Source organism: Pedobacter sp. AW31-3R (assembly GCF_052180285.1).
In the GTDB taxonomy this organism is placed as follows: Bacteria; Bacteroidota; Bacteroidia; order Sphingobacteriales; family Sphingobacteriaceae; genus Pedobacter.
The window spans coordinates 2,986,712-3,001,390 of record NZ_CP197475.1; the positions used below are offsets into that span (position 1 = coordinate 2,986,712).

3 protein-coding genes are annotated in these 14,679 nt (G+C 46.8%); all 3 read left to right on the plus strand.

The features are described from left to right. Positions 1-28 precede the first annotated feature (28 nt). The 3 genes from ACSBL2_RS12150 (at position 29) to ACSBL2_RS12160 (ending at position 14,654) form a co-directional block, all read left to right on the plus strand. Complete coding sequence (locus ACSBL2_RS12150) at positions 29-6,595, plus strand: amino acid adenylation domain-containing protein (RefSeq protein WP_442591969.1); 6,567 nt, start codon at positions 29-31, stop codon at positions 6,593-6,595. Between the two features lie 200 nt (positions 6,596-6,795). Beyond that, positions 6,796-10,167 (plus strand): amino acid adenylation domain-containing protein, encoded by a 3,372-nt coding sequence (locus tag ACSBL2_RS12155; RefSeq protein ID WP_442591970.1) that lies wholly within the window; start codon positions 6,796-6,798, stop codon positions 10,165-10,167. 2 nt (positions 10,168-10,169) lie between these two features. Then, the gene (locus tag ACSBL2_RS12160; protein ID WP_442591971.1) at positions 10,170-14,654 is read left to right on the plus strand and encodes an SDR family NAD(P)-dependent oxidoreductase; all 4,485 of its coding nucleotides are present in this window, start codon (positions 10,170-10,172) and stop codon (positions 14,652-14,654) included. The last annotated feature ends 25 nt before the right edge of the window (positions 14,655-14,679 follow it).

Sequence of the window (14,679 nt, forward strand, 5' to 3'; positions counted from 1 at the left end):
CCGGTTTTAATGATATAGCTCCTACGAAATGAATAACATAATCGAACTTATTCTCAATTTAAAAAATAAAGGTGTAGCGATCCTGGAAAGTAATGATCAGCTTAAATTAACAGGAGATCTTTCTGTCTTGTCTGAAGGTGATATTGATGAGATCAGGCAGTTGAAGGTCCCTATTCTTGAGTTTTTGAAGAAAAACAGAATAGCGCAGGTTGGATTTCATGACATTAGAACAGCGGATGTTCAGGAGAGCTACATTTTGTCTTCCGCTCAGCGTCGCCTATGGATACTGAGCCAGTTTGAAGGCGGAAATGCGGCTTATCATATGCCAGGTGTATTTCTTTTTGAAGGAATGCTGAACGAAGACGTCCTGGAATCTGGATTTGCTGTACTGATTGACCGTCATGAGATCCTTCGAACCAATTTCGAAGAAGACGCTTTTGGAGAAGTTCGTCAATATATCTACCCGGCTGCAGAAAGTAAATTTGTGCTGAAAAAGTCAGACCTGAGGGAAATGTCCGCTGAGCAGGTGGATGCGTTGGTTCAGCGTGAATTGCAAGCACCCTTTGATTTGGCGTCTGGGCCATTGCTGCGTGCAGGTCTATACCGTTTGGCAGATCAAAAGTGGTTGTTCAGCTATGTCATGCACCACATCATCAGTGATGGATGGTCTATGGATGTACTGATTGCTGAACTGTTGGGCTTCTACAACAATGCGCTACTGAAAGAAGGAAATTCTCCCGATCAGCCGCTGCGCATACAATATAAAGATTATGCAGACTGGCAGCAATCTTCGTTAAAGGAAGGGGCTTTTGCTCCGCATAAAGCATATTGGATGACACAGTTATCCGGAGTACTTCCGGTACTGGAACTGCCTGCCGACAGGATGCGACCTGCTGTAAAAACCTATCATGGGGCCATGGTCAATGGCCGCCTGTCTGCAGCACTTAGCGAGGGGCTCGTAAAGCTGAGCCGAGAACATGGCTGCACGCTTTTTATGAGCTTAGTGGCTGTTGTGAATACTTTGTTATACCGGTATAGCGGTCAGCAGGACATCATTATCGGCAGCCCGGTAGCGGGCAGGTCGCATAGTGACCTGCATGAGCAGATTGGCTGTTATGTCAATACACTGGCACTCCGTTCCCGTTTTTCAGGTACAGACCGTTTCTCTGAGCTGCTTGAACAGACCCGTGAAAATACACTGGGTGCTTATGAGCACCAGGATTATCCGCTTGATGCATTGGTGGAAGAACTGGATTTAAAACGTGACCTCAGTCGCAACCCGCTGTTTGATGTCATGTTGGTTTTACAGGAATCCACATCCGCTGCTAAAGTACAGGGAATGGAAGGGCTCAACATCAGCGGTTACCAAATGGGCACACGGCAGAGCAGTAAATTTGACCTGACTTTTAGTTTTTCATCTTCGTCTGCCTCCCCGGAACTCAATGTTGGCATTGAGTACAACACCGACATTTACAAAGAGGCCACGGTATTGCGCATGTTGGCGCATCTGGAACTGCTGGTCGCTACTGTCGTTTCCGCTGCAGACCAGTCATTGGATCAGCTGGATTACCTCAGCAAGGCCGAGCGTGAAACGTTACTGAATGGTTTCAATAGGGCAGCATGTGATTATCCGGAACAAGCTACATTGGCAGCGCTGTTCGAAGAACAGGTCCTTTTACATCCGGAAAGGGTTGCTGTGGTGTTTAAAGATCGTGAACTGAATTACACGGCACTCAACAGCGCAGCCAACCGCCTGGCAGCCTACCTGATCGCACAGCAGGAAACTGGCAGGGGGGATCTGGTCGGAATTTGCCTGGAACGAAGTGAACAGGTCATCATAGCGATCCTTGCGGTATTGAAAACGGGAGCGGCCTATGTTCCCGTAGACCCTGCATATCCTGCTGAACGGATAGCCTACATCAGGCAGGACAGCAATTGTAAGGTAATGATTGATGCCGCCTTCTTATTGGAATACACTGCTGTGGCAGGGCAATATACCGCAGAGAATCCTGTTGTTCCCGTTTCTTCGGATGACCTGGCCTATGTGATGTATACTTCAGGATCTACCGGACAGCCCAAAGGCGTGGTGGTCGCACAGAAAAGTGTGGTCCGCCTGGTTAAACCTGCAAACTACGTGAGCCTCTCTGAAAATGAATGTATATTGAGCTTATCAGATTTTTCATTCGACGGTTCCGTTTTTGACATCTTCGGGGCTTTGCTTCACGGTACAAAACTTGTCATCCCGCTAAAAGAAACATTTCTTGATTTTCATGAGCTGAATAAGCTGATTGTAGAAAATCAGGTTTCTATATTTTTCCTAACCACCGCACTGTTCAATACCTTGGTGGAAGCCGAGGCCATCACGCTGGATTCCATGAAGTACATTTTATTCGGAGGTGAGCGCGTTTCTTTGGCGCATGTACTGCGGTTTAAAGAAAAGTACCCGGATATTCAGCTGGTCCATGTCTATGGACCTACAGAAAGCACGACCTTTTCTTCATTTGAGCCGGTAGAAACCGTGGATACGGGGCTTGGAACCATTCCAATCGGAAAGCCCATTTCCAATACCAGTCTTTATATTCTGGGTAATGGCGATCGCCTGGTGCCTGTTGGGGTAACGGGAGAGATCTGCATCAGTGGTGCCGGACTGGCACGCGGTTACCTGAACCGGGAAGCCCTGACTAAGGAGAAGTTTGTACCAAATCCTTACCTGGAAGGCGAGCTGATGTACCGTACCGGTGACCTGGGGCGCTGGAACTCCGGAGGGAGCATTGAATTTATCGGCCGTAAAGACGACCAGGTCAAAGTCCGTGGGTACCGGATTGAGCTGGGCGAGATCGAACATGTATTGCAGGAACATCCTGCTGTGAATTCAGTGGTGGTATTGGCTCCGGTAAATGATGCCGGTGAGCGTTTCCTGGCGGCTTACCTGGTGGGGAGCGCTGAACTGGACATTCCTGCATTGAAGGCCTATTTGTCAGAACTGCTTCCCGCTTATATGGTTCCTGCTTATTTCGTACAGCTGGATAGTTTTCCATTAAATGCTAACGGTAAGATTGATAAAAAGGCCTTACCGCCTGTGGAGCAGGATGGTGCTGAACATGGCAGCGTTTATCAGGCTGCAGAGAATGAAACACAAGCCGGTTTGATTTCCATCTGGACAGCAATCCTAGGGGTCAATCCGATAGGGATCAATGATGATTTCTTTGAACTGGGTGGCCATAGCCTTAAGGCAACGCGCTTAATCAGTCAGATCCATAAAGTATTTCATGTTAAGATCGGCCTGAAAGAACTGTTTGCGAATCCTGTATTGCGTGACCAGGCTTTACTGATCCAGGTAGGTAAACACAATGCTTTTGAATCGTTGCTGCCGGTAGCACAGGCAGAGAGCTATGTGCTTTCTTCGTCGCAGCGCCGTTTGTGGGTATTGAGTCAGTTTGCCGAAGGCAATGTGGCTTACAACATGGCGGGTGTGTTTTACTTTGAAGGCACATTGGATGAAGTGGCGCTTGAACAGAGTTTTGCTGCATTGATCAGTCGTCATGAAATTCTGAGGACGACCTTCAGGGAAGACGTTTCGGGAGAAGTCCGTCAGTATATTCACCCCGCAGGGCAAAGCGGCTTTGTGCTGGAACGCAAAGATGCTCAGGAGTTGTCTGCAACTGATCTTCAAACAGCGCTCCTGGCTAATTTGCAGGCGCCATTTGACCTTGCCGCAGGTCCGTTGCTCCGTGCAGGTTTATACCGCGTTGGAGAAGGGCAATGGATATTCAGTTATGCGATGCACCACATCATCAGTGATGGCTGGTCGATGGGGGTACTTATTGCTGAGCTATCCGCATTTTACAATGCTGACGTGAAAGGTAGCGGACCCGCTGTCGAGCCATTGAAAATTCACTATAAAGATTATGCGAGCTGGCAGCAGTCTGAACTGCAAGGCGGTTCTCTGGCTTCACACAAAGCCTACTGGCTGGAACAGTTTTCCGGAGAACTTCCAGTGCTGGAACTTCCGGCAGACCGTGTACGTCCGGCCGTAAAAACCTATAATGGTGCGATGTTAAACAGCCGCCTGTCTGCAGAACTGACTGAAGGACTGAACAAACTGTGCCGTGCACAGGGTTGTACGCTGTTTATGGGATTATTGTCTGTAGTCAACACGTTGTTGTACCGTTACAGCGGTCAGCAAGATATTGTGATCGGCAGTCCTGTAGCCGGCCGTGAACATACAGACCTGGAAGGACAAATCGGCTTCTACGTAAATACACTGGCCCTGCGCTCCCGTTTTTCGGGTAGCGACCGTTTCACTGGTTTGCTGGCGCAGGTTCGTGAGTTGACCCTGGCAGCATATGAGCATCAGGCTTATCCATTTGATGAACTGGTGGATGAGCTGAACCTGCAGCGTGACCTGAGCCGCAGTGCTTTATTTGATGTGATGGTGGTCCTGCAGAACATGCAGGCGGCTAGCCAGGATAACGTCAAATTTGAGGATCTGAACATTACAGGCTATCCGGCGGAGCAACATACCACCAGTAAGTTTGACCTTTTATTCAGTTTCTCTGAAGTAGGGTCTGAGCTCACGCTGAGTCTGGAATACAATACTGATCTTTATGATCAGGCGACGATGAAACGGTTTTCTGCACATCTTCAGCAGCTGATCGGGGCCATTCTTTCCGGTCCGGAGCAGCGCCTGAATGAACTGGATTACCTGACAGCAACGGAAAAAAACGAACTCCTGGATACATTCAATGATACACACCAGGATTATCCGGAAGACGGAACTGTGTTGGAACTTTTCGAGACGCAGGTTTTAAAACATGCCGGTAACAAAGCACTGGTGTTTGATAACGGTTCATTGACTTATCTGGAGCTGAATAATAGGTCAAACCTTCTTGCGCATCACATTAAAAACCAGGTGAATGTAAATCCGGGCGACTATATTGCGGTATTGCTTGACCGGTCTGAGTGGTCTGTCATTACCATGATCGGAATCATGAAGCTGGGTTGTGTTTACATTGCCTTAGATAAGGAATTGCCGGATGCAAGGATCAAGTTTATCCTGGAAGAAATTAATGCCAAGGCACTGCTCATTGATGAATTGAAAGCTGAAGGCATTGTTCCTGACCACCTGCAGACCATCCGTGTTTCGGAAGTCAATACGCAAGGCGATGCGTCCAATCCGGGTTTGAAGATTTTGAATAAAAATGCATCTTTTGTGATTTATACTTCGGGATCTACAGGTAATCCGAAAGGCGTGGAGCAAACGCATCTGACCCTGTATAACCTGGTGATCTGGGATATCCGTCGTGCAGGACTGATCGGAGGGATAAAGCACCTGCAGTATTCTTCTTTCTGTTTTGATTCTTCTTTACACGATGTTTTTTATTCCCTCGCCACTGGCGGTGAAGTCCATGTCATTAGTGAATCTTTAAGGAAAAACCTTTGGGCATTAAAGGATTATGTACTGACCAACCAGATCGCCACGCTTTCCATGCCGTATGCGGCTTTAAAGACGATGTTTAGCGAAATACCTGTAACGGCTTTCGAAGGACATTCGATCCGGGAAATCATCTCTACTGGAGAACAGCTTTACATCAGCGGAGGGTTGAGGACATTCCTGCAGCAGTATCCTGAGGTGCGTTTACATAACGTGTATGGGCCTTCGGAGACCCACGTGGTTACCGGACTTTATTACAGCTTTTCGGAAGGAGAAGTCCCCGAAAAATCGACCATCGGAAAACCAATTGACAATTCTTACCTGTACATCCTGGATGAAGCAATGCAGCTTGTTCCTATTGGCGTGGAAGGAGACATTTATATCGGCGGTGCCAATCTTGCAACCGGATACCTGGGGAATGAAACAATGACACGGGAGAAGTTTATCCCGGATCTGTTTAAACCTGGCGAAACCATTTATAAAAGTGGTGACATTGGAAAGTGGCTGCCGGACGGAGACATCGAATATATGGGTAGAAAAGACAATCAGGTCAAGATCAACGGATACCGCATCGAGTTGGAAGAGATCGAAATTGCCTTGCGCCAGGTAGCATCCATTGAAGATGCAATCGTTATTGTCAAAAAAACGGCAGACGGAGATCAGTCCCTGGTTGCTTATTACCTGTCTGAAAGTGCAGTAGAAAAGGAGAAAATACTTGCTTTTCTGGGCACTCAGCTTGCAGCATACATGTTGCCGCATCATTATGTTCATCTGGAGAAATTCCCACTAACCACTAATGGTAAGGTAGATAAACGGGCTTTGCCGGAAGTTGATTTACTGAAAAACAGCCAGGTGGAATATGTGGCTCCGGAAAGTGAGACACAAGGTCAGCTGGTAGAAATCTGGAGCGGGATTTTAGGTATAGATCAGAACCTGATCGGTATTAAAAATAGCTTTTTTGACCTGGGCGGACATAGCTTGAAAGCAACACGGCTTGTTTCGAGGATTAAAAGTTATTTCCTGATTGAAATAACCATTAAAGATGTGTTTATGAATCCTACGATACAAGGTCTTTCAGAGATTGTAGACAGCCTGTTGTGGCTGAAAAAAAATGAAGCAGAAAAAGATGACAGTGTTGAAATGGAAAAATTTAGTTTTTAAACTGATTTATGTTTGTTCAGCTGTGTTTATTTACCTGTTTTGTTTCTTGATTTTAAATGTTGTGTCAATTAATTATCTAATCATTGTCATTAAACTTTGAAAATCCGAATGGAAATGACTGGTTTAATTTTAGATGCAGCTCTACAGGGAAATGGGATAAAAAAGTAACGTTTATTTTAAATTTTAAAAGATATAAGAGCTTGACAACATTTAATGGTACTCCTGAGATTCAGGAAGTGATTTCCAGATTAAAAGCGCTGAATGCACAGGTTACGGTAAACGGCGACCAGCTAGACATTTCGCTGGGCAAAGGATTGCTTGACAATGAGCTGAAGACTTTAATCCGAAACAATAAGCAAGGACTCATTGCCTATGTCAATAAGCAAAGGAATATGGTTTACAGCCGTATTGATAAGGCTGTTGAAGCAGATGGCTATGTGCTTTCTTCCTCCCAGAGACGATTATGGGTATTGAACCAGCTCTCACCGGGAAATGTAGCTTACAATATGCCTGATGCATTATTTTTTGAAGGGGAACTCAATGAGCTGGTCCTGGAACAAAGCTTTGCTGCGCTCATCAGCCGTCATGAGATCCTGAGAACAACGTTCAGGGAAGATGCTTCAGGAGAGGTGCGTCAATACATCCATCCGGCATCAGAAAGTAAGTTTGTATTGGAACGTAAAGACCTCTGGGAGGAGCCTGATCAGGTTCATGATCAGGTTCATGCGACATTACAAAGCCCATTTGACCTTGCCGAAGGCCCTTTGCTCAGGGCGAGTTTATACCGGCTGGAAGAAAACCGCTGGCTATTCAGTTATGCCATGCACCACATCATCAGCGATGGCTGGTCCATGGGCGTGCTGATTACCGAACTGTTGGCCTTTTACAATGCTTTTCTCCATGGCATGGAAAATCCTTACCAACCATTGGCAATCCAGTATAAGGATTATGCCTGCTGGCAGCAATCTGAACTGCAAAACGGCTCATTAGTCCTGCATAAAAACTATTGGCTGGAGCAGTTTTCCGGAGAACTTCCGGTGCTGGAACTTCCGGCAGACCGGATACGTCCAGCCATAAAAACCTATAATGGTGCTTTCCTGGCCAGCCATGTGTCTGCAGAAAGGACTAAGGAAATCAATAAACTGTGCCGGGATCAGGGCTGTACCTTATTTATGGGGCTTTTGGCTATTGTCAATACCCTGTTGTACCGTTACAGCGGTCAGCAAGACATTGTGATCGGCAGCCCTGTAGCCGGCCGCGAGCATACCGACCTGGAAGGACAGATCGGGTTCTACCTCAACACGCTGGCATTACGTTCCCGTTTTTCGGGCAGCGACCGTTTTACTGAATTGCTGACAAAGGTCCGGGAGTTAACCCTGGCAGCCTATGAACATCAGGCTTATCCATTTGATGAACTGGTGGATGAGCTGAACCTGCAGCGGGACCTGAGCCGCAGTCCTTTATTTGATGTGATGCTGGTCTTGCAGAATGCGCCCGATGGCGGTGCTGCAGGGAATAGCCTAGAGGGGATGCTGATCAGTCCTTACCAGGAAGCGAAACGTCAGAACAGTAAGTTTGACCTGAGCTTCATTTGCTTCGAGTCCGTAGAGGGGCTTTCGATTGCCTTGGAATACAACAATGATATTTATAGCGCAGACTGGATTTCCCGGTTTGAAGCTCACTTTCAACAGTTGATTTCAGCGATTATTGCTTCGCCCGGAGACGCTTTAGATCAACTGAACCTGCTCAGTGCAGCAGAGCGTCTGCAGTTACTGGAAACCTTCAATGATACCAATGCGGTTTACCCTGTTGCAGGTACAGCAATCAGCTTGTTTGAAAAGCAGGTGTTGCTAAATCCAGCACGCCCTGCAGTGTTTTCTGGAGGCCTGGAGCTGAGTTATGAGGAGCTGAACCGTCAGTCCAACCGCTTGACTGCTTACCTGACAGATGTACATGGCATTGGTCCTGGCGATCTTGCCGGCGTTTGTCTGGAAAGGAGCGAACAGCTGGTCATTTCGATCCTTGCGGTATTGAAAACCGGTGCCGCTTATGTTCCTGTAGATCCGGCTTATCCGGTGGAGCGGATCAATTATATGCAGCAGGACAGTGGCTGTAAGGTTATGATCGATCCAGCCTTTTTAGTAGAATATACAGACTCATCAGCAAATTACAGTGATGAAAACCCGGGCATTCATGCCAGAGCAGATGACCTGGCTTATGTGATCTATACTTCCGGATCTACGGGTCAGCCCAAAGGGGTGATGATCGAACACAGCAGCCTGGTTAATTTGTGTTACTGGCACCAGCAAATGTTCTCGGTAACCAGTGCAGACCGTGGTAGTTTATATGCGGGTGTTGCATTTGATGCTTCGGCATGGGAGCTTTTCCCATACCTGCTTTTCGGTGCTGCTGTGGTGGTGGTTCCCGATGAGATCCGTCTGGATACCGGATTGTTGAATGATTATTACCACCAGCAAAAGATCACCATCTCGTTTTTACCGAGTCAGATCGGTGAGGCTTTTTATGAAGAAGACAACCATTCCTTACGTTACTTGTTGCTGGGCGGGGATAGAGTAAATAGTTATCAGCCAAAAGCTTACCGGGTGGTGAACAATTATGGTCCTACGGAGAATTCAGTAGTGAGTACCAGCTATTTCATTGATGAGGCTTCACCCTTAATCCCGATCGGCAAGCCGGTTTCCAATACCAGGATTTACATTCTTGGCGATGGAGATGGTCTTGTACCTGTAGGGGTAAGCGGAGAGCTTTGCATCAGTGGTGCTGGACTGGCACGTGGCTATTTGAACAAGGAAGCCCTGACCAGAGAGAAGTTTGTGCCGAACCCTTACCTGGAAGGGGAGCTGATGTACCGTAGCGGCGATCTAGCGCGCTGGCGAGCAGATGGCAACATTGAGTTTATTGGCCGTAAAGACGACCAGGTTAAAGTCCGTGGTTACCGGATTGAGCTGGGTGAGGTGGAACATGTGCTTGGAGGACATCCAGCTGTGAGCTCAGTAGTGGTACTGGCTCCGTTGAATGATTCCGGTGAACGTTTCCTGGTGGCTTACCTGGTGGGAAGTGCTGCACTGGATATTCCTGCACTGAAGGCTTATTTATCAGGGCTGCTTCCTGGTTATATGGTTCCTGCTTATTTCATGCAATTGGACAGCCTGCCATTAACCCTTAACGGAAAGATTGACAGGAAAGCTTTACCGGCTGTGGATCATGATGGTGCTGAGCGTGCCAGCGTTTACCAGGCTCCGGAAAATGAACTTCAGGAGCAGCTCGCTTTGATCTGGTCTGAAGTTTTGGGTATAAGCCAAATCGGCATCAATGACCATTTCTTTGAACTGGGGGGCAATTCCTTAAAAATTATAAAACTGTCCAAGCTGGTAAGCAGCGCTACAAGATTGAATATAACGGTTTCAGAACTCTTTCAATACACCAATATCTCCAGTTTGGCGGCTTACATCTTACAGAAAACGAACAGTGCGCAACAAACCATAGCAGAAGAAAACGAACCGGATAACGAAGCGTTACAGGACATCTTCAGCAAATTTGACATAGATTAACGATGGAAAAAAAGAAATATGATGGGCTGGAAATAGCCATAATAGGGATTTCAGGACAATTTCCCGGAAGTAAAAATCACATCGCCTATTGGGATAACCTGGTTGCAGGTAAAGACCTGATCAAGACATTTTCTGAGGCGGAGCTTCTGGAAAGGGGACATACGACCGAAGAATTAAATAACGAAGCCTATGTCAGGGCAGAAGGTATTGTTGCAGATAAAGATTGTTTTGATCATGGTTTCTTCAATTATACTCCGGAAGAGGCTCGCCTGATGGATCCCCAGCTGCGCTTATTCCATGAGAACTGCTGGAAAGCCCTGGAAGATGCAGGATATGCCGCGGCTACAGAAGAAAAGAAAATAGGTTTGTTTGCCGGCGCATCGAGCAACAACAACTGGAAAATACATGCCTATAGCCAGTCGGGAAAGACAACGGTAGATCCATTTTATTTAAACCTGATTTCCAGTCCCAATTCGGTCAGCAGTCTGGTTTCCTATAAATTGAATTTAAGAGGGCCGGCAGTATTTGTAGATACAGCGTGCTCCACTTCATTGTCTGCCATTCACTTAGCCTGTAGAAGTTTACTGACCAGGGAAAGCGAACTGGCACTTGCAGGCGGAGTATCCTTGAACACAAAACGCAAGAAAGGGTACCTGTATAAAGAAGGGTCAGTGACCTCCAAAGACGGACGGTCTTATACTTTTGACGCCAGGGCAAACGGAACTTCTTTAGGTGAAGGCCTTGGTGTGGTGGTATTGAAAAGATTAAGTGAGGCCATTAAAGACGGAGACCATATTTATGCCATCATCAAATCCACGGCCATGAATAATGACGGCAACGGAAAGGTTGGCTTTACCGCACCAAGTGTTTCAGGTCAGGCGGCCTGTATCCGCAGTGCGATGAAACTCGGTGGAGTTGACCCAAAAAGCATCAGTTATGTTGAAGCACATGGAACAGCCACACCTTTGGGTGATCCGATAGAAATCCGTGCTTTGAACGAAGCTTTTGGGGTAGGCAGCGCTGAAAAGTATTGTCGCATCGGATCAGTTAAAACCAATATTGGCCATCTTGATACCGCAGCAGGTGTGGCCGGATTAATCAAAACCGCACTCAGCCTGAAATATAAAAAGTTACCGGCGAGTATTCATTACCAGACACCCAATCCGTTTATCGACTTGGATCAGGGGCCATTTTTTGTCAATACAGATTTAACGGAATGGCTGCCTTCTGGCAATTTCCCTTTACGTGCAGGCGTAAGCTCTTTTGGAATAGGCGGTACCAATGCACACGTGATCCTGGAAGAGGCACCCGCATTACCCGCTCCGGGACCGGAAAAACCTTTTAACCTGCTGGTTTTGTCGGCCAGGTCTTCCGCTGCACTCAAAAGTCACATGGCCGACCTGAAAGCATTTCTGCTGAGCACACCGGAAATCAATGCCGAGGATATGGCTTACAGCTATATCGTTGGACGGAAACAGTTCAACTACCGGAAATCTTTGGCCTACAGCAGTGCCGCTGATATTCTGGAAGAACTCAACAGCGACGAGGTGCTTTCCAAAGTAGGCACTAAAAAGAAACAAGTGGTTTTCCTATTTCCGGGACAGGGAACACAATACCGCATGATGGGAAAAGAACTGTATGACCATGTCCCATTTTTTAAAGAGCAGATGGACCAAGGTTTTTTACTCTTTGAAAAGCTTAGGGGACAGTCTTGCCGGCATGTCCTTTTTGAGGAGGAAGGTCAAGACGATCTGATCCATGCCACGCAATTTACACAACCGTTGATCTTTATATTGCAGCATGCGCTGGCACAACTGCTCATGGCTTATGGGGTAACGCCAACGCAGATGATTGGCCATAGCCTGGGAGAATATACCGCAGCTTGTCTCAGCGGTATTTTCAGTTTCGAAGATTGTTTGAGCCTGATTGTAAAACGCAGTGAACTGATGAGCAGTATGCCTTCGGGAAGTATGCTAAGTGCGGGCATCAGCAGAAAAGAAGCAACGGCTTACCTCACTGGAAACGTATCCCTGGCTGCAGTAAATGCACCCGGACAGGTTGTTTTCTCAGGTGCCACGGATGCCATTGAAGCGTTAAAAATCCAGCTTACAGCAGCAGGCATTTCCTGTGCGCTACTCCATACTTCACATGCTTTCCATTCTGCAATGCAGGAGCCGATCCTGGAAGAATTCAGCAAGCACCTTGGCAAAATAAAGTTTGGCAAGCTCAACATCCCTTTTATTTCTAACCTGACCGGTGAGGAGATCAACGCAGCAGAAGCGGGTTCCATTGCTTACTGGGGCAGGCATTTAAGGGAAACTGTCAACTTTTCTGAAGGCGTTCAGCAGTTGTTAAACGACGAAGAAAATGTCTTTCTGGAAGTAGGAACAGGCCAAACCTTAAGTGCATTGCTCAAACAACATGCTACATCCGGCATTAAATTCACCACACTCAATACCTTGTCTCCGGCAAAAAGAAAGTGCCATGATCTGAAAAGTTTTAACGGACTGCTGGGCAAATTATGGGAACTGGGTGTACCGGTTACCTTGGAAAAACTGCACCAGGACGAAAAGCGGCAGAGAATCCCTTTGCCTGTGTATTCGTTTGAACAACCAAAGTTCCTTGCCGAAGTGGAAGCTATTGGAAACCTGAATGGTACTTATGCCCAGGAAAGCAAAACAGACACCCGGAACTGGATTTATTATCCTGCATGGAAACAAACAGGTGCCTTTGCAAATGCAAAAAAGGAACAGCAGCGCAGGCATATTTTGTTATTCTCCGGCGGAGATGCGTTTGCCGCATCGTTGAAAGCGCAGCTGGATCAGGCCGGGCACCGCGTTACAGCGGTGATTGCCGGAAATGCCTACCTGGAAAATAACGTGGATGAAATTACCATAGATCCGGCTATACCCGAACATTATGTGCGTTTATGCGACTCAATGGCGAGTAACACAGTGTTCACGGATGTGATTTACACCTGGGGACTGGATGTAAAACAGGAACAAGTGCTGGACAGGGAGCAGTCCAACGGTTTAAACCTGGTTTATTTTGGCCTTGTACGCCTGTTAAATGCTTTCCCTGTCGGCATGTTTAAAAACACGGTCATGACTATAGTAAGCAATGCCTTGTATAAAATAACAGGAAATGAAAAGCTGAACCATGTACAGTCGCTTACTTTAGGATTGGTCAACACCATTCAGCAGGAATACGGTATTTTCTGCAGGAACATAGACATCAACCTTGCGGAAGCACCGGTGGAGACGGTAACCGCAGGCCTGGTGGATGAATTTCTGAAAGGAAATGTAGAGAACCGTACCGTGGGCCTGCGTTATGGGCAGCAATGGCTGAGGGATTTTCAACGCAATGAACAGCCATTGGACGAAGGTTTAAACATCATCCGGCATCATGGGGTTTACCTGATTACTGGCGGACTGGGTAATGTTGGTTTTATACTTGCCAAATACCTGCTGACCCATTATGATGTTAAATTAGTCCTGATTGGCCGTACGGAGCTGAGTGCTTCGGTTACGGTTGGCACCGCAAACAGTGTCGATAAACCGGAGCGTTTAAGCTACCTGCAGCGCTTAAGTCCAAATGTAGCTTATCACGCAGTGGACATTTCAAATGAAAATGAATTTTTGAAGCTGATTGATCACATTGAATCAACCACTGGAAGCATAAACGGCGTCCTGCATACTGCCGGAGAGTTGGAAAACAAGTACTTTCAATTTATCGAAAATATCCAGACCGGTAGCACCATGGAAATCTTTGCTGCAAAGGTAAGGGGGATGGAAAACCTTTACCAAGCCTTTAAAGACCGGGCGCTTGATTTTGCCTGGATCACTTCCAGTATCGCTACAGTGCTCGGTGGTTTGGGCTACAGTGCTTATGCTTCGGCCAACCTATATATGGAGCATTTCCTGGCTTCAAAACAAGTACAGCTTGCCAACTGGAAAATCCTTAGTCTTTCCGCACTCGCCTTCAGCGAACAGGACATCAAAAAGGAAGGAGAAGGGATGCGTACCGCGCTCAAACCGGAAGAGCTCATTCAGCTGTTTCAGTGGATCCTTACCCAGGAAGGTCAGCCTGTTATTTTTCAGTCCGTCCGGAATTTAAATGCACAGGTCAGAAAAGTCTACCTGGAGAAAAGAACTGCCGGATCGGCCGAGCAGAACCAACCGCTTAAAGGCGAACGGCCTGAACTCTCCACCCAAATGATCATCGCCGATACCAATACAGAAAAGAAGCTGCTGCTCATTTTTGAAACCCTTTTTGCCTATGAGCACCTGGGCATCGAAGATGATTTCTTTGAACTCGGCGGAGATTCTCTGAAGGCCATGAGCCTCTTGAAGCGACTAAAACAGGAATTTGATGTTGAACTCTCCATGAAGGATGTTTTTGCGATGAAGACCATTAAAAATATTGCAGAACTGATTGATCAAATGACCATTCCTGTAGAAAAACCAAAAAATGTAATCATTATCTAAACCGAATGCCGTTAACCGAACCTAA

Coding starts and splice junctions, on each gene's coding strand:
- ACSBL2_RS12150 (WP_442591969.1), top strand. CDS start 29: ATGAATAACATAATCGAACTTATTCTCAATTTAAAAAATAAAGGTGTA.
- ACSBL2_RS12160 (WP_442591971.1), top strand. CDS start 10,170: ATGGAAAAAAAGAAATATGATGGGCTGGAAATAGCCATAATAGGGATT.